Below are 15,603 nucleotides of genomic sequence, written 5' to 3' on the forward strand. Positions count from 1 at the left end.
GTGGGCCCGCCGTCGTCGTTAGCCGGTTGTGTGCGCTACGGTGTGGCGACGCCGAAGGTGTCGCACCGGTTTATGTCGCCCGTGCTGTAGCCCTGGTAGAACCACTTCTGCCGTTGCGCGCTGGAGCCGTGGGTCCAGGCCTCCGGCGAGACCCGGCCGGTGGCGGCTTTCTGGATCCGGTCATCGCCGACGGCCGACGCGGCGGAGAGGGCGTCCTTGAGGTCCTGTTCCTTCAGCGGTTCCAGGTACGGCTGCCCGGATTTGGGATCCGGCTGCGTGGTGGCGTAGCGGGCCCACAGCCCGGCATAGCAGTCGGCCTGCAGTTCGACGCGGACGGCACCGGATTCCGGACCCTGGGGATCCTGCTGGGCGCGGTCCAGGTTGCCGAGCAGATTCTGGACGTGGTGGCCGAACTCGTGGGCCACCACATACTCCTGTGCCAGCGGCCCGCCGGAGGACCCGAAGCGGTCCACGAGCTCCTGGAAGAAGCCCGGGTCGAAGTAGGCAGTGGTGTCGGCGGGGCAGTAGAACGGGCCCACCTCCGAGGTGGCGGCGCCGCAGCCGGTGCCGGTTCCGCCCGTGAAGATGACTGTCTTCGGCTGGGGGTACTGCTCGTTGTACTGGGCCAGGTAGGCAGGCCAGAAGGCGTTCAGGCTGTTGACCGTGCCAAGGATGCGGCAATCGAGGCGGGCATCGGCGTCGGCGCCGCTGGCGCAGGCCAGCTCGGTGCCCTGGCCCTGCGCGCCGGAGTCCTGGGTGGTTCCGGTCAGGCCTTCCAGCAGCGCCGGGTTGATGCCGAACAGGGCCGCGATCAGCAGGACGATGCCGCCGCCGATCCCGCCCCCGACCTTGGCGCCGCGGCCCATGCCCCGCCGGTCCTGCACCTGCGAGGGGTCCAGCTCGACGTTGTCATTGAAACTCATGCTGTCACAATATCGTTTACCGGTGGCGGGGGCGCCTGCGCTCGGTAAAGTTGATCCGATGCCTTTCCTCGACAGACTCCAGCGCTGGGCCGGCGAGCGCCCCGACAGCACCGCCGTCGTGGTCGCCGGTCAGGGTCTCAGCTGGGAGCAGCTGCGGGATGCCGCCGCGGCGCTGGTGCCCGCGGCGCCCGCCGTCACTGTCGTGTCCGAAGCGAACTCGCTGCACTTCGCCGTGTCCTTTGCCGCGTCGGTGGCGGGGGAGCGGCAATGCGCCGTGCTGGACCCGACCTGGCCGCAGCAGCTGCAGGACAGCATCACCGAACGGATAGCGGAAACGGTCCGGCGTGCGGCTCCGGTCACCGGGCACGGGCGCACTGACGAGCTCATCGACGGCCCGCCCGACGCGCCGTTCCTGATCGGTTTGACCTCCGGCACCACGTCTGTCCCCAAGGCCTTCACCCGCACCCGTCGGTCCTGGCAGGTGTCCTTCGACGCCTCGATCGAGTTCTTCGGCCTGACCCCGGAGGACAGGACCCTTGCGCCCGGGCCGCTCGCCGCGAGCCTGAACCTCTACGCCCTGGCCGAATGCCTGTACGCGGGGTCGGAGTTCCACACCCTGCCGAAGTTTGACGTGGGCGACGTCCACGCCGCGGTCAGCCACGACGGCATTACCCGGCTGGTCCTTATCCCCACCATGCTGCGGCTGCTCAGCGAGCGGGGCCTTGCGGGCGGCGTGGACGCCTCCGGGATCCGCAGCATCATCTGTGCCGGCTCCAAACTGGACGCCCGCACTCTGGACGCGGCACGCCGCTGGGCGCCCAATGCCACCATTTTTGAGTACTACGGCGCCTCGGAACTGAGCTTCGTCGCCGGTGCCGGCCTGCAGCCCGGGCAGCGGCCCCGGCTGGGCGGGACCGGGATCGGGAAGCCGTTCCCCGGCGTCGAGATCCGGATCCTGGACGGTGCCGGCGCGGCGGTTCCGGAAGGAAGCGACGGCAACATCTGCGTCCGCAGCGGCATGGTCAGCGAGGGCTACCTCTGGGGAGACGACGGCCAGGCGCTGCAGTGCTTCGACGGCTGGTACACCGTGGGGGACCAGGGCTACCTGTCCGGAGGGACGCTGCACCTGCTGGGCCGCCGCTCGGACATGATCATCACCGCCGGCACCAACGTGTACCCGCACGAGGTGGAGCTGGCCCTCGCCTCCGTGCCCGGTGTCGCCTCGGCGGTGGCCGCCGGCCTCGCCGATGATCTCCGCGGACAGCGTGTGGTGGCCGCGGTGGTGCCGTCCCACGGCGGCGTGACAGCGATGCAGTTAAAGGCCGGGGTGGAAGACGTGCTGGCCCGAGACAAGCGTCCGTTGGAGTACTTCGCGCTGACCGAGCTCCCGCTGACGGACCGGGGCAAGCTCAGCCGGCAGCTCCTGCTCGACTGGATCACCGGACATGACCCCAGGGCCCGCCGCCTTGGCTGAGCCGCCGGTCAGGTCCGTCGTGCCGGCCGTGCCGGCCGTGCCGGCCGTGCCGCCGCTCCCCGCGGACCGGCAGCCCGTCATCATTGCCGCCCGCCGGACGCCGATCTGCCGCGCCAATGGCGCCCTGAAGACACTGCGCGCCCATGAGCTGCTGGCCCCCGTGCTGCGCAGCCTGCTCACCGACGCCGGCGTGGCCGCGGAGTCGGTGACGGATGTTGTGATCGGCAATGCCGTGGGCGGCGGCGGGAACGTGGCCAGGCTCGCGGCCCTCGAAGCCGGCCTGCCGGTCAGCGTCCCCGGCCTCACGGTGGACCGGCAGTGCGGGTCCGGACTCGACGCGATCGCCCTCGCCTCCCGTCTCGTGGCCGCCGGCGGTGGCGGCGTGTACCTGGCCGGCGGGGTGGAAAGCATCAGCACGGCACCGCTCCGCGCCAACCGGAACAGCGACGGCGGCCCGGAATTCTTCTCGCGGGCGCAGTTTGCGCCGAGCCGCTACGGCGATCCGGACATGGGGGTGGCTGCCGAAAACGTGGCTGCCCGGTTCGGGATCAGCCGGGCACGGCAGGACTCCGCGGCGCTGCGCAGCCACCGGCGCGCCCTGGCCGCCGCCGCTGCCGGCGCGTTCGACGCCGAAATCGTCCCGCTCCCGGGAGGCCCGGACCCCGGCGGCCCCCTGGCAGTCGCCGCCGACGACGGCCCCCGCCGCGGGTTGACCGCCGCGGTGGTGGCCCGGTTCCCGCCGGCGTTCGTGGCGGGCGGTACCGTCACCGCCGGGAACTCCTGCTTTGATGCGGACGGTGCGGCCGCCGTCGTGATCACATCGCTGGAGCGTGCCCGCGAACTCGGTGCCCGCGACGGGCTGCTGGTGCTGGGCACGGACACGGCGGGCGTGGACCCGCAGCTGCTGGGGATCGGCGCGGCCGCAGCGGGGAAACGGCTGCTCGCGGCCCACGGCCTGAGGGCGGGCGCGATTGGGCTGATTGAATTCAATGAGGCGTTCGCGGCGCAGGCCATTGCCTGCCTCGAGCAGCTCGGTATCGACCCGGAACGTGCCAACCTCGACGGCGGTGCCCTGGCCTTGGGCCACGCCTACGGGGCCTCCGGCGCGGTGCTCGTCACGCGGCTGCTCGGCCAGGCGCGCCGCACCCCGCTGGAGGGGCAGCTGGCGCTGGCACTGATCAGCATCGCCGGGGGAATGGGCACGGCGGCGCTGCTGGAATACCGCAGCTTGTCATAGTCTCAGGGGGACATGCCCATTCTTGGGCTTGAGGAATGGGCATTGTGGGCATATGTGCTGTGGCTGCGGGCCGGGGAGGGCATGTCCCGCGGTCACGGCCGCGGGGAGGGCGTTCCGCGTGCACCAGCCGGGGGACATGCCCATTCTTGGGCTCGGGCAGCGGGCAGAGTAGGCATATGTGCTGTGGCTGCGGGCCGGGGAGGGCATGTCCCGCGGTCACGGCCGCGGGGAGGGCGTTCCGCGTGCACCAGCCGGGGGACATGCCCATTTTTGGGCTCGGGCAGCGGGCAGAGTGGGCATATGTCCGGTGGCTGCGGGCAGGGGAGGGCATGTCCCGCGGGTGGGCGCCTGGGAGGGCTGTCAGCCGTCCAGGTCCTCGGCTTCGCCCAGACCCCGTGCCGCGAGTGCTTCACCGGTCTGCCGCGCGAAGGCCACGGTGGTGATGAATACCGGGAGCACGAGGGCCCTGGGGTTGCGTTCCAGGCCGCGGGCACGGGCGGAATCCCTGACGTCGGAGTATGCGCCCGCGATGAACGGGATGCTGCGCAACATGATGGCGATCGTCAGGGCGAACCGTTCCGGATCCGCCCCGATGCGCCGGAACGGCGTGGCCAGAGACGCCACCCCGTCGAGCAACCCCTGGACCGGCGTCGTCGCCGTGAGGATCGACGCCGCCACGACGCAGACCAGGACGTTCAGCACGATCCGTGCCGCCGTGGGACCGCCCAGCTGCCACCACTGGAAGAGCCCGATCGCCGCGAGCACCGCCAGTACCGGCCGGACAGCGCGCCACAGGCGGGCCGCCCCCGCCCCGCTGAGCAGGAACACCCCGCACATCAGCGCCAGCACTCCGGCCGCAACCGCCCAGTCCACGATCAGGAAGGACGCCATGCCGCAGCCGAGGACCAGCAGGAATTTCAGCCACAGCGGCGAGCGGTGGACCACGGAGCGGCCGGGCACGTAGTTCGCCAGCAGGAATCCGTGCCCGCTCACGGCTGCTCCACTGCCGGCGACTCCAGGCCAGCCGCGCTCAGCGCCCGGTAATGGTCGACGGCGGCCGCCGGCCCGCCGTCGAACACGACCCGGCCGGCATGCACCACGAGGACCCGGTCCATGTCGCGAGCGAGCTCAAGGTCGTGGGTGGACAGGATGACCTGCTGGCCAAGCCCGGCCAGGGTCCGGCGGAGCAGTTCCCGGTTGCGCAGGTCCAGCAGGGTGGAGGGTTCGTCCAGGACGAGGACTTCCGGGTCCACCGCGAGGACCGCGGCGAGGGCCAGCAGCTGTCGTTCCCCGCCGGAGAGTTCGTAGATGCTCTGGTCCGCCAGCTGCAGCAGCCCGAAGCGGTCCAGGGTCGCTTCGGCCTGCCTGCGCCGCTCCGCGGCGTTCCGGACCGAGCGCCGGAGCGACAGTTCGACGTCCTCGCGGCCGGTGGGCATCACCAGCTGGGACAACGGGTCCGTGAAGACAAACCCCACGCGGCGTCGGACTTCCCGCACCGCGCGGACGGTATCCGCACCGCCCACCAGCACGGAGCCGCTGCTCGGTGCCACGAGTCCGTTCAGGAGCCGCAGCAGCGTGGACTTGCCGGAGCCGTTGGCGCCGATGATGCCGATCCGCTGCTCCGAGAGGTCCACCGACACCCCTTCGAGCAGGGTCTTGGGTGCGGCGCGGCCGTCAACCTGGACCCGTACCGCCACCCGGTCCAGGACAATGCTCACGGGCGGACTTCCGCCTTCGCGGCGCCGGCGGTCCGGACGCGGCGGATGAGCAGGTCAGGGAAGGCCTTGTGCAGGGACAGCGCGATGGTCACGGCCAGTGCGTTCTTGATCACATCTCCGGGGTAAAAGACCAGGTCGGCCAGGAACGCCTTGGGGAAGTCCAGCTTCGCGTTGACCATCATGCCAAGGATGCCGAGGCCATGGACAAAGATGATGCTGCCCACCATCGCGGCGGCGAAAAGGAGGACCGCACGAAGCCTGCCGGGACGTCCCGCCGTGCGGCGCAGCACGACGACGGTCAGCCAGCCCACCGCCGCGGCCGCAAACACGAAGCCGACGATGTAGCCCGCCGAGGGACCGGCCAGGACACCGAGTCCGCTGCGCCCGCCGCTGAAGATCGGCAGCCCGGCGAGGCCCAGGAGAACGTACAGCCCGACGGCGGCGAAGGCCCGCCCGGGGCCGAGGGCCAGCCCCGTGAGCATGACGGCAAGGGTCTGCAGCGTGATGGGGACGCCGAGTCCGCCCACGGGAATGGCGGCGATCAGCGCGGAACCGGCCACGAGGGCGGCGAAGACGGCGATCAGGCCGAGGTCGGTGGCGTTCCAGCGGTGGCGTCGCACGGGCACCGGGGTGACGGCGGTGGCGGTGCGGTGTGTCTCGGGCATCGGATTTCCTCGCATCAAAAAGGGGGGGGGGCGGTTCTTACTTCCGACCCTACGGCGGCGGCGCGGTCCCTATTTTGTAGGTGCTCCACTAACCGGCGGCCCGGATGCTGGAGGGCGCCGCCAAAGGCCGGGTCCGGCCGGGATCCGGGGCTCTTGTCTTCGGGCGGAGGCGGGGCCGGTAGACTGGTGGAGGCCGTTCTCTCGGCCGCACTGCCCCGGCCCCCTCCAGATTCCATCCGTTGTGCCGCGGCGTTCCCTGTTGTGAAAGGCCTTAGCTGCATTGATTACCGTCCAGGATCTCGAACTGCGCGCCGGCGCCCGCCTCCTTATGGACCAGGTGAGCTTCCGGATCGACAAGGGAGACAAGATCGGCCTCGTCGGCCGTAACGGTGCAGGCAAGACCACACTGACCCGGGTGCTCGCGGGCGAAGGCCTGCCGGCCGGCGGCAAGGTTACCCGCAGCGGCGAGATCGGCTACCTGCCGCAGGATCCCCGCACCCCGGACATGGAGCAGCTGGCCCGCGACCGGATCCTCTCCGCCCGCGGCCTGGACATCGCCGTCGGCAAGCTCCGGCAGACCCATGAGGACATGGCCAGCGAGGACGCCGAGGTCCAGCGCAAGGCGATGAACCGCTATGACCGGCTGGAATCCGAATTCCTCGCCGCCGGCGGTTACGCGGCCGAGGCCGAGGCCGCCGCGATCTGCTCCAACCTGGCGCTCCCGGACCGGCTGCTGAACCAGCCGCTCAAGACCCTGTCCGGTGGCCAGCGCCGCCGTGTGGAACTCGCCCGGATCCTGTACTCGGGCGCCGAAACGATGCTCCTCGATGAGCCCACCAACCACCTCGACGCCGACTCCATCTCCTGGCTCCGCGAGTTCCTGAAGAACCACCAGGGCGGGCTGATCGTGATCAGCCACGACACCGAGCTGCTCGAAGCCACCGTCAACAAGGTGTTCCTGCTGGATCCCAACCGCGCCCAGATCGACTTCTACAACATGGACTGGAAGCGCTACCTCCAGCAGCGCGAAACGGACGAGCGCGCCCGCAAGCGTGAGCGCGCCAACGCGGAGAAGAAGGCCCAGGTCCTCATCGACCAGGCCAATAAGATGCGCGCCAAGGCCACCAAGGCCGTCGCCGCGCAGAACATGGCCAAGCGCGCCGAACGTCTGCTGGGCGGCCTCGAAGCCGTGCGCGCGACCGACCGCGTGGCAGCCCTGCGCTTCCCGGATCCGTCACCGTGCGGCAAGACGCCGCTCACCGCGGACGGCCTCAGCAAGTCTTACGGCTCTCTGGAGATCTTCACCGACGTGGACCTCGCCATCGACCGCGGCTCCAAGGTGGTCATCCTGGGCCTCAACGGCGCCGGCAAGACCACCCTCCTGCGGATGCTCGCCGGCGTCGACAAGCCGGACACCGGCGAAGTCGTTGCGGGCCACGGCCTGAAAGTGGGCTACTACGCCCAGGAGCACGAGACGCTCGACGTGGACCGTACCGTCCTGCAGAACATGCGCTCCTCCGCCCCGGACATGAACGACGCGGAAGTACGAAACATCCTGGGCTCGTTCCTGTTCTCCGGCGACGACGTCGACAAGCCCGCCGGTGTGCTGTCCGGCGGCGAGAAGACCCGTCTCGCGCTGGCCACCATCGTGGCCTCGAGCGCGAACGTGCTGCTCCTTGACGAGCCCACCAACAACCTCGACCCGGCCAGCCGCGCCGAGATCCTCGGGGCCCTGAGCAACTACACCGGCGCCGTCGTGCTGGTCAGCCACGATGAAGGTGCCGTCGAAGCCCTGAACCCGGAGCGCGTCGTGCTGCTGCCCGACGGCATCGAGGACCACTGGAACGAGGACTACCTGGACCTCATCACCCTCGCGTAGCGTCGGCACCCCAACTAACTCGCAGTTGTTGTCGTTTTGACCAGTCGTTTTGACCGGTCAAAACGACAACTATTGCGGGTCAGTTGGGCTAACGGACGGGCACGATCTCGGCGTCGGTGATGCGCTGGAGCTCGGCATAGCCGATGGAGAACATCGAGTTGTGATCGCCGGCGCCGGCCCAGAGGACTTCGTGGATTTCCAGGGAGCGGTCCAGCAGGGTGCGGATCTTCTCGGGGTGGCCCAGCGGGGCTACTCCGCCTACTTCCTGGCCCGTGTGTTCCAACACGAACTCTGGGGTGGCGCGGCGGATTTTGCCCGTGCCCAGTTGCGCGGCGACCTTCCGGAGGTCGACCTTGGCGGCGCCGCTGGCAAGGATCAGCAGGGGAGTGCCCCCGACGTCGAAGACGAGGCTGTTGGTGATCGCCGCGACGTCGCAGCCCAGGACGGCTGCCGCCGCTGCCGCCGTCGGGACTTTAGAATCGAAGACCGTCACCGTGTCCTCGGCTCCTGCCGCGGTCAGGGCATGCTTCACGTTCGCCACCGGTTTCGGATCCATGCGGGGCTCCCTCAGTAACCCTGGGCGTCCAGGATGGCGTCTTCCTCTTCCTCCGCCGTCGCATTCTTCCGCTTCCGGGGGGCAGGACGACGCCGCGCCACCGGCCCGCTGGAGTGCAGGAACCCGCCGCCCGTGTCTGTGCCCTGGGCTTCCGCGTCCTCGGCGTCGACGGCCGCGTTCCGGGCCTGCTGACGGGCCGCGTAGCCGAAGCCGATGAACATCAGCACCCCGAAGGCAAACCACTGCAGTGAGTACGACAGGTGCGTGCCTTCCTCGGTCGTGGGCTTGGGGAAGGCGATGGGCATGTCCGCAACGGATGGTGTCTCCGAGGCCAGTTGTCCATAGGCGCCGGTGAGCAGCGGGTAACCCAACTGCGCGGAGTAGGCGGCCAGGTCGATGGACGCCAGCTGCCCGTCCGGCGCACCGCGCTGGAGCTCGGGCTCGGCGTGCTTGAGGCGGGCGACGACGCTCACGGTGCCCGACGGCGGTGCGGGCACCGAGTCGGGCCGGCCCGGATTGTTGTTGCCGATGGGCAGCCAGCCACGGTCAATTACCACGGTCTCGCCGGTCCCCAGCCTGAAGGGGACCACGACTTCGTAGCCGGGCTGGCCGTTGAGCGGCCGGTTGCGGACGATGCGCTGACCGGCGGCGTCGTAGCTGCCCTTCAGCTCCACCTGGGTCCACTCCCGGTGAGCGTCCAGGCTGCTGAACTGGTCCTTGACATCGGCAAACGGAATGGGCGTTGCGGAGTAATTGGAGGTCACGCGGTTGATTTCGGCCAGCGTCTCGGCGCGGCGGTCCATCTGCCAGCGGCCCAGGAAGACACAGGCGGTGGCGAAGATGGCAGCCAGCAAAAGGTATCCCAGCCACTTGCTGGAAAAGAGAAAGCGATACATTCAGCCGGCCCCGCCTGCCGGCTCAAGGGCCACGGTTTCTTTCCACAGACCCCGGGTCTGGAGGTAGTCCTCAAGCCAGGGCCGGTGCTCGCCGCAGGCGAGCCAGATCTTGCGCCGTTCCGGAGTATGGATCTTCGGGTTATTCCACAGCAGCTGCCACTCGGCACCGGCCCGGCATGCCTTCCGTGAGCACACCGCTTCGGCGGGGCCCGCCGTCGGGCCGCCGTTCCCGGCAAGGTCAAACAGGTTCATGAAGCAGCCCGTCCGTGGTCGCCTTCATCTTCAGCAAGTCCATCCTCGTCTTCGATCAGTTCGCCCTGCAACAACGTCACCGAGGGGTCTTCAGACGCAGCAGCTGCCCGCCCGGCGCTTCCCGGCGCATCCAGTTCACCCAGCGGAACGTAGTCCAGCAGTGAGTCACTGTGGATCTCCGCCTTGTCGCCGCCGTTGGCGATGATAACGGCGACCCACGGCAGGAACACCGCACCGATCGCGGGAATAAACTTGAACCAGCCGTCCACCACGAATATCAGGATCAGGCACACCATGCGGATTCCCATGGCCACGGCGTACTTGATCATCCGCTGGCGCATCTCTTCCGAGTGTGCGGTGGCGGCGTCCGTGATGCTGTGGACCTCGGTGTCACCCGGTAACTCACCCGGGTCCCCAGGCAACGGTCCACCGGGTCGGTTTTTGAGGGTCAAGGCTGTCAGATCACGCTCCCAAGGCTTACTTCAATTCTCTCACCATCGGAGGAGCCGCCCAAACGCGCGCCGCCCGGGCGCTAAGATCGGAGGCAGGAAAATCCACCCCTACGCGGCGCCGTCACGCCGCAGAATTCCGGAGCCCCCACCATGCCTGAAGCAGCAACCACCGGCCGCAGCGTCCTGATCACCGGCGGCAACCGCGGGATCGGCCTCGCCATCGCCGAATCCTTCCTGGCCAACGGGGATAAGGTGGCTGTCACCTACCGCAGCGAGTCAAAGCTCCCCGAGGGCATCCTCGGCGTCACGGCAGACGTCACGGACGAAGCTTCCGTGGACGCCGCCTTCGCCGAAGTTGAGGCCGCGCACGGACCCGTCGAGGTGCTCGTGGCCAACGCCGGCATCACCAAGGACACCCTGCTGATGCGCATGAGCGAGGACGACTTCACCTCGGTGATCGACACGAACCTCACCGGCGCCTTCCGTGTCATCAAGCGGGCCTCCAGGGGCATGATCCGGGCGCGCAAGGGCCGCGTCGTCCTCATCTCCTCCGTCTCCGGCCTCTACGGCGCCCCGGGCCAGATCAACTACTCGGCCTCCAAGGCCGGCCTCGTCGGGATCGCCCGTTCGCTGACCCGTGAACTCGGCGGCCGCGGCATCACAGCGAACGTCGTCGCGCCCGGCTTCATCAATACGGACATGACGGCGGAACTGCCCGAGGCGACCCAGAAGGACTACCTGTCAAAGGTCCCCGCCGGCCGCTTCGCCGAAGCGTCCGAGGTGGCCGACGTCGTCCGCTGGATCGCGAGCGACGAAGCCGCCTACATTTCCGGCGCGGTCATCCCGGTAGACGGCGGCCTCGGCATGGGCCACTGAGGCAGCCGGAGCCGCCACGATAGGACTTTTTGCCCTTAACAGCGCCCCTTCCCGGGTGTCTAATGGGGCTACAGCCCCTCACTATGCCAAGGCAGGGGCATGGAATCAGGAGAAATATCATGGCTGATATCAGCAAATGGGCGCCGTCGGACGTGCTGGAGCCGATCAAGCGGTTCCTCGACGGTGACCTCCCGATGACGTCGTCCATCAAGGTGGAGCAGTTCCAGGACGGCGACACCCTGGTGGTCCGGGCGGAGGTGCCCGGGATCGATCCCGACCAGGACGTCGACGTCTCCGTGAGCGAGGGCATGCTCCATATCAGGGCTGAGCGCGTGGAGAGGTCCGAGCACAAGAGCAAGATGGGGTACCGTTCGGAGTTCCGCTACGGCTCCTTCCAGCGCAGCATCGCGCTGCCACCCGGCGCGAAGGACGAAGACATCACTGCCACCTACAAGGACGGCGTCCTTGAAGTCCGGGCGCCCGTGCCGGCGGCACCACCGGAGTCGACCACGAAGAAGATCAGGATCGACCTCAGCTGACGGGACCGCCCGGCAGCCCGGGCACGGCCCGATCCGACCCGGAACTAGCCCGCTGTGGCTTCTTTGTGGATCCTGAACAACGGAAAAGCCCTGCAACGCTGGCATGATGGACTGCAGACCCACCGTTTTTGGACGTTTGGAACAAAGGAGCTCGTATATGGGACTGCTGGACAATAAGACCGCAATTGTGACCGGCTCATCGCGGGGAATCGGCGCCGAAGTCGCCAAGTACCTGGCGGCCGAGGGTGCCGCCGTCGTCGTGAACTACCGCCAGAAGGCACCGCGCGCCAATAAGGTGGTCGCAGAGATCGAGGCCGCCGGCGGCCGCGCGGCCGCCGTCGGTGCGGACCTCACCACCCAGGCAGGCGTTCAGGCTTTGGCCAGCGCGGCCATGGAAAACTTCGGCTCACTCGACGTGCTGGTGCTGAATGCCTCCGGCGGCATGGAGTCGGGCATGGAGGAGGGATATGCCCTCAAGCTCAACCGCGATGCCCAAGTGAACATGCTGAACGCCGCCGTGCCCCTGATGCCCGAGGGCTCCCGCGTCGTCTTCGTGACGAGCCACCAGGCCCACTTCATCGACACCGTGCCCACCATGCCGGATTACGAGCCGGTGGCCCGCAGCAAGCGCGCCGGCGAGGATGCCCTCCGTGAACTCGTCCCGAGCCTCGCCGAGAAGGGCATCTTGCTCGTCGTCGTGTCCGGCGACATGATCGAGGGCACCGTCACGGCCACCCTGCTGGACCGCTCCAACCCGGGCGCCATCGAGGCCCGCCGCGCCGAGGCCGGAAAGCTGTACTCGGTCTCCGAGTTCGCCGCCGAGGTGGCCAAGATGGTGACGGCCGACGTCGAAACAGGCCACACCGAGTACGTCGGCGGCGCCGATTACTTCGACAAAGCAACAACGGACAAGAGCAACAGCTAAACGTCCGGCACGGGCAAAGAACCAGCAGGGGGCGGGGCAGCCCCATCTCCCGGCAGCGCCCCGTCCTCGGCCCGAGCTGAGGAGATGGGGCCTGCCCCTCTCCTCAGGCATCATCGGCGGCCCGGCCGAGCGACCGGCCAGGTTTCATAGGGAGGGCCCCGCGTCCAACGGGCGGCCAGCGTCCCGGTTTCGTCTTGCTCGTTCAACGTCGGCGGCGCTCTCCGCCAGCCCCTGGGCAGTAAGTCCGGCCACAACGCCGTCGATGTCGGTGCCGGTCCGGTTTTGGCTGAGTTTGGTCTTCGCTTCGATCCTTGTGATCAGCAGTTCGACGCCCACGATGGCGCGCAGCTGGCCGGAAATGTAGCGCTCGGGGGCATCGTCCACGGTCCACGGGCGGTCTGAGTTGGCTTCGTTGAGGTCCGTCAGCCGTCGAACGTGATTTCCGAGCCAGGCCGGGTCGTCGTGGATGACCAGTTGGCCGTACACATGGGCTGTGGAGTAGTTCCAGGTTGGCACGACGCGTCCGTGTTCGGCTTTCGAGGCGTACCAGGAGGGCGAAATGTAGGCGTCCGCGCCCTGGATGATGACGAGTGATTCTCCGATCGCGGGTTCCGACCACTGGGCGTTGTTCCGGGCGAGGTGCCCGTGCAGGGCGCCATGTTCACCGACCGACGAATCGTAGACGAACGGCAGCAGGGTGGCGAGCAGGCCCTGCAAGGTCATGGTGACAAGGTTGGCGGCGGCCGGCCGGGTGAGGAGGTCATGGATCGCGTCGGGGCCGGCTGCGAAGTGCGCTGGGGTGTACATGCGGTTCTTCCTTTGTTGGTCGAGGAACTTCGTGGTCCGGGGGTCATGAGCGATTCCGCGGCGTGGGCGGCGGGTTGAGCCGGACGCGGACAGCGATGCCGGCGCAGAGGATGACGGCGAGGCCGCCGAAGATGGTGGTCCAGGTCAGTGTCTCGCCCAGCAGGAGTCCGGCCCAGCAGATGCTCAGGACGGGCTGGACGAGTTGGATTTGGCTGACCTGGGCCATGGGGCCGATGGCCAGGCCGCGGTACCAGGCGAAGAAGCCGAGGAACATGCTGACGATGCCGAGGTAGGCGAGGGCAGCCCACTGGACCGGCGTGCCCGACGGCGGCTGCCGGGCCGCGGAGAGCGCCGCCAGGAAGACCATAAGCGGGGATGCGAGGACAAGGGCCCAGGACACCGTCTGCCACGCGCCGAGTTCACGTGCGAGCAGGCCGCCTTCCGCGTAGCCGATGGCGGCGGCCACTACTGCGCCGAGGAGCAGCAGATCCGCCCAGTGCAGCTGCCCGAGGCCCCCGGACTGCGCAAAGGCGAAAGCTATCGCCGCCAGCGCACCAATGGCTGTCGCGACCCAGAAGGCTTTCCGTGGACGCTCGCGGGCGCGGAGGACTGCGGCCGTTGCCGTCGCGGCCGGAAGCAGCGCGATGACGACGGCGCCGTGGGTGGCGGGCGCCGTCGTGAGGGCGAAGGAGGTGAGCAGCGGGAAGCCGACGACGATCCCGCCGGCGACCACCGCGAGCCGCGTCCACTGTGCGCCGCGAGGAAAACGCTGCCGGGTGAGGGAGAGGGCGAAGGCGGCCAGGACTGCGGCTATCACGGCGCGGGCGGACCCGATGAACAGCGGCGAGAGCCCCGCGACGGCCAGCCTCGTGAACGGGACAGTGAACGAGAACGCCGCTACTCCGAGGAGGCCCCACCGCAGACCGTTAGGCTGTCGGTGCAGTATCACTGGGCGAATAAGTGTAGTAGCGCTACTATTGTCTCTCATGAACAACGATAGCAGTTCCCGAATTGCCGCGCGACTCAGGGAATGGATCGCCGGAGCGGCGCCGGGATCCCGGCTGCCGTCCACGCGGTCGCTGGTTGCCGAATACCACGCCAGCCCCGTGACGGTGCAGAAGGCCCTGGAGACCCTCACCACACAGGGCCTGATCGAGAGCCGGCCAGGGGTCGGGACCTTCGTGCGCGCCGTCCGGACCGCCCGACCGTCGGACTACGGCTGGCAGACGGCGGCGCTTCGTTCGCCCCAGGCGCCTCTTCGCTCGGCCTCCACTGCGATGCGCAGCGCGTCGAACGATGTCATCGCATTCCATTCCGGCTATCCGGACCGGGAACTCCTGCCGGAACGCCTGGTGCGTGCAGCACTCACCAGGGCAGCCCGGGGCGACGCCGCCTTGGCTCGCCCACCGGCCGCGGGGCTTCCCGAACTGCAGTCCTGGTTCGCCCACGAACTCGGCACCTCGACCCCGGCAGGGGTCACCCCGCCGACGCCGAGCGACGTCATCGTGCTGCCGGGAAGCCAGAGCGGACTCAGCTCCATCTTCCGGGCCCTGGTGGGCCATGGGCAGACCCTGCTGATGGAATCCCCGACCTACTGGGGCGCCATCCTCGCTGCAGCGCAGGCCGGCGTCCGTGTCGTCCCTCTGCCCAGCGGACCGGACGGTCCCGGCCCGGACGAGTTGGCCCGGGCCTTCGCGGAGACCGGCGCACGGATGTTCTACGCGCAGCCGAACTACGCGAACCCCACCGGAGCGCAATGGCCGGCCCGGCGCGGCGAACAAGTCCTGGACGTCGTGCGAGAGCACGGCGCGTTCCTCGTTGAGGACGACTGGGCACACGACTTCGGCATCACCTCCACCCCCGTCCCCGTGGCCGCGAGGGATGATTCCGGCCACGTCGTCTACCTTCGCTCACTGACGAAAAGCGTATCCCCGGCCGTCCGGGTTGCCGCGGTCATCGCCCGCGGCCCGGCCCGTGAACGCATCCTTGCCGACCGCGGAGCCGAGTCGATGTATGTCAGCGGCCTTCTCCAGGCCGCGGCACTCGATGTCGTCACCCAGCCTGCCTGGCAGACGCATCTGCGAAGCCTCCGGCACCAGCTCCAATCGCGCCGCGACCTCCTGGTCACCAGCCTGCGAGAGCACGCCCCGCAGGCTCACATCAGCCACATCCCCAAGGGAGGGCTGAACCTCTGGGCCCGGCTGCCCGACGGGACCGACCTCGAACAGCTCACCCGCGACTGCGAGAGTGCCGGGGTCATCATCGCCGCCGGCACCGAATGGTTCCCCGCCGAACCGGCGGGCCCGTTCATCCGGCTCAACTACGCCGGACCCAACCCCGGCGCCTTCCCGGAAGGCGCGCGCATCATCGGCCGCTCAATCGAAAGCAACAGGCCCTAGAAATA

Annotated in this window: 17 protein-coding genes; 7 read left to right on the forward strand and 10 right to left on the reverse strand. The window is 68.8% G+C overall.

All coding sequences use genetic code 11. From position 1 onward, the window contains the following. Positions 1–35: 35 nt before the first annotated feature. Entirely contained in the window at positions 36–923 is an 888-nt protein-coding gene (ypfJ, locus tag ACVWZ8_RS18345; protein WP_426977939.1) for a KPN_02809 family neutral zinc metallopeptidase, read from the reverse strand. A 58-nt stretch (positions 924–981) separates the two neighbouring features. Here ypfJ and ACVWZ8_RS18350 point away from each other — a divergent pair, with 58 nt between their 5' ends. Beyond that, positions 982–2,397, forward strand: a complete 1,416-nt coding sequence (locus tag ACVWZ8_RS18350) for a class I adenylate-forming enzyme family protein (RefSeq protein WP_456505421.1) — start codon at positions 982–984, stop codon at positions 2,395–2,397. Then, complete coding sequence (locus ACVWZ8_RS18355) at positions 2,369–3,634, forward strand: thiolase family protein (protein ID WP_456505422.1); 1,266 nt, start codon at positions 2,369–2,371, stop codon at positions 3,632–3,634. The genes ACVWZ8_RS18350 and ACVWZ8_RS18355 overlap by 29 nt, the downstream gene beginning before the upstream one ends. Before the next feature lie 360 nt (positions 3,635–3,994). Here ACVWZ8_RS18355 and ACVWZ8_RS18360 read toward each other — a convergent pair whose 3' ends face one another. Genes ACVWZ8_RS18360 through ACVWZ8_RS18370 form a run of 3 tightly spaced genes read right to left on the reverse strand, consistent with a single transcriptional unit; the run spans position 3,995 to position 6,017 of the window. Next, the gene (locus ACVWZ8_RS18360) at positions 3,995–4,627 is read right to left on the reverse strand and encodes an energy-coupling factor transporter transmembrane component T family protein (RefSeq protein ID WP_456505423.1); all 633 of its coding nucleotides are present in this window, start codon (positions 4,625–4,627) and stop codon (positions 3,995–3,997) included. After that, a complete protein-coding gene (locus ACVWZ8_RS18365; RefSeq protein WP_456505424.1) occupies positions 4,624–5,352 on the reverse strand; it encodes an energy-coupling factor ABC transporter ATP-binding protein in 729 nt (242 codons plus the stop codon). The genes ACVWZ8_RS18360 and ACVWZ8_RS18365 overlap by 4 nt, the downstream gene beginning before the upstream one ends. Next, entirely contained in the window at positions 5,349–6,017 is a 669-nt protein-coding gene (locus ACVWZ8_RS18370) for a biotin transporter BioY (RefSeq protein WP_354241312.1), read from the reverse strand. Before ACVWZ8_RS18370 ends, ACVWZ8_RS18365 begins: the two co-directional genes overlap by 4 nt. 280 nt (positions 6,018–6,297) lie before the next feature. Between ACVWZ8_RS18370 and ACVWZ8_RS18375 the strand changes: the two genes are divergently transcribed. Further along, complete coding sequence (locus ACVWZ8_RS18375) at positions 6,298–7,896, forward strand: ABC-F family ATP-binding cassette domain-containing protein (protein WP_354241314.1); 1,599 nt, start codon at positions 6,298–6,300, stop codon at positions 7,894–7,896. A gap of 88 nt (positions 7,897–7,984) precedes the next feature. Here ACVWZ8_RS18375 and ACVWZ8_RS18380 read toward each other — a convergent pair whose 3' ends face one another. The 4 genes from ACVWZ8_RS18380 to ACVWZ8_RS18395 are packed head-to-tail and all read right to left on the reverse strand — an operon-like array spanning position 7,985 to position 10,052. After that, positions 7,985–8,452, reverse strand: a complete 468-nt coding sequence (locus ACVWZ8_RS18380; protein WP_426977934.1) for a YbaK/EbsC family protein — start codon at positions 8,450–8,452, stop codon at positions 7,985–7,987. An 11-nt stretch (positions 8,453–8,463) separates the two neighbouring features. Beyond that, positions 8,464–9,348, reverse strand: coding sequence for an SURF1 family cytochrome oxidase biogenesis protein (locus ACVWZ8_RS18385; protein ID WP_456505425.1), 885 nt, complete (start codon positions 9,346–9,348; stop codon positions 8,464–8,466). After that, positions 9,349–9,600, reverse strand: a complete 252-nt coding sequence (locus tag ACVWZ8_RS18390; RefSeq protein WP_426977931.1) for a hypothetical protein — start codon at positions 9,598–9,600, stop codon at positions 9,349–9,351. Then, complete coding sequence (locus ACVWZ8_RS18395; RefSeq protein ID WP_426977929.1) at positions 9,597–10,052, reverse strand: DUF3099 domain-containing protein; 456 nt, start codon at positions 10,050–10,052, stop codon at positions 9,597–9,599. Before ACVWZ8_RS18395 ends, ACVWZ8_RS18390 begins: the two co-directional genes overlap by 4 nt. A gap of 150 nt (positions 10,053–10,202) precedes the next feature. Here ACVWZ8_RS18395 and ACVWZ8_RS18400 point away from each other — a divergent pair, with 150 nt between their 5' ends. From ACVWZ8_RS18400 to ACVWZ8_RS18410, 3 genes are all read left to right on the forward strand, one after another. Further along, positions 10,203–10,928, forward strand: coding sequence for a beta-ketoacyl-ACP reductase (locus ACVWZ8_RS18400; RefSeq protein WP_456505426.1), 726 nt, complete (start codon positions 10,203–10,205; stop codon positions 10,926–10,928). Between the two features lie 119 nt (positions 10,929–11,047). Beyond that, positions 11,048–11,467: an Hsp20/alpha crystallin family protein gene (locus tag ACVWZ8_RS18405; protein ID WP_456505427.1), complete on the forward strand. Its 420-nt coding sequence runs from the start codon at positions 11,048–11,050 to the stop codon at positions 11,465–11,467. Between the two features lie 157 nt (positions 11,468–11,624). After that, positions 11,625–12,392: an SDR family oxidoreductase gene (locus ACVWZ8_RS18410; RefSeq protein ID WP_456505428.1), complete on the forward strand. Its 768-nt coding sequence runs from the start codon at positions 11,625–11,627 to the stop codon at positions 12,390–12,392. 144 nt (positions 12,393–12,536) lie between these two features. On the opposite strand, the gene ACVWZ8_RS18415 is transcribed toward ACVWZ8_RS18410, so the two are convergent. Continuing rightward, a complete protein-coding gene (locus ACVWZ8_RS18415) occupies positions 12,537–13,199 on the reverse strand; it encodes an FMN-binding negative transcriptional regulator (RefSeq protein WP_456505429.1) in 663 nt (220 codons plus the stop codon). 43 nt (positions 13,200–13,242) lie between these two features. Beyond that, on the reverse strand, positions 13,243–14,187 hold the full coding sequence (locus ACVWZ8_RS18420; RefSeq protein WP_456505430.1) for a DMT family transporter: 945 nt from the start codon (positions 14,185–14,187) through the stop codon (positions 13,243–13,245). Here ACVWZ8_RS18420 and ACVWZ8_RS18425 point away from each other — a divergent pair. Continuing rightward, positions 14,186–15,598: an aminotransferase-like domain-containing protein gene (locus tag ACVWZ8_RS18425; protein ID WP_456505431.1), complete on the forward strand. Its 1,413-nt coding sequence runs from the start codon at positions 14,186–14,188 to the stop codon at positions 15,596–15,598. The two genes, ACVWZ8_RS18420 and ACVWZ8_RS18425, sit on opposite strands and share 2 nt — an antisense overlap. Positions 15,599–15,603 lie beyond the last annotated feature (5 nt).

The sequence above is a fragment of the Arthrobacter sp. UYCu723 genome (genome assembly GCF_054059215.1).

Excerpts from the sequence above, each read along its gene's own strand:
- ACVWZ8_RS18385 (WP_456505425.1), bottom strand. The coding sequence starts at position 9,348 with ATGTATCGCTTTCTCTTTTCCAGCAAGTGGCTGGGATACCTTTTGCTG.
- ACVWZ8_RS18380 (WP_426977934.1), bottom strand. The coding sequence starts at position 8,452 with ATGGATCCGAAACCGGTGGCGAACGTGAAGCATGCCCTGACCGCGGCA.
- ypfJ (WP_426977939.1), bottom strand. The coding sequence starts at position 923 with ATGAGTTTCAATGACAACGTCGAGCTGGACCCCTCGCAGGTGCAGGAC.
- ACVWZ8_RS18410 (WP_456505428.1), top strand. The coding sequence starts at position 11,625 with ATGGGACTGCTGGACAATAAGACCGCAATTGTGACCGGCTCATCGCGG.
- ACVWZ8_RS18405 (WP_456505427.1), top strand. The coding sequence starts at position 11,048 with ATGGCTGATATCAGCAAATGGGCGCCGTCGGACGTGCTGGAGCCGATC.
- ACVWZ8_RS18415 (WP_456505429.1), bottom strand. The coding sequence starts at position 13,199 with ATGTACACCCCAGCGCACTTCGCAGCCGGCCCCGACGCGATCCATGAC.
- ACVWZ8_RS18350 (WP_456505421.1), top strand. The coding sequence starts at position 982 with ATGCCTTTCCTCGACAGACTCCAGCGCTGGGCCGGCGAGCGCCCCGAC.
- ACVWZ8_RS18425 (WP_456505431.1), top strand. The coding sequence starts at position 14,186 with ATGAACAACGATAGCAGTTCCCGAATTGCCGCGCGACTCAGGGAATGG.
- ACVWZ8_RS18400 (WP_456505426.1), top strand. The coding sequence starts at position 10,203 with ATGCCTGAAGCAGCAACCACCGGCCGCAGCGTCCTGATCACCGGCGGC.
- ACVWZ8_RS18390 (WP_426977931.1), bottom strand. The coding sequence starts at position 9,600 with ATGAACCTGTTTGACCTTGCCGGGAACGGCGGCCCGACGGCGGGCCCC.
- ACVWZ8_RS18420 (WP_456505430.1), bottom strand. The coding sequence starts at position 14,187 with ATGAGAGACAATAGTAGCGCTACTACACTTATTCGCCCAGTGATACTG.
- ACVWZ8_RS18355 (WP_456505422.1), top strand. The coding sequence starts at position 2,369 with ATGACCCCAGGGCCCGCCGCCTTGGCTGAGCCGCCGGTCAGGTCCGTC.
- ACVWZ8_RS18370 (WP_354241312.1), bottom strand. The coding sequence starts at position 6,017 with ATGCCCGAGACACACCGCACCGCCACCGCCGTCACCCCGGTGCCCGTG.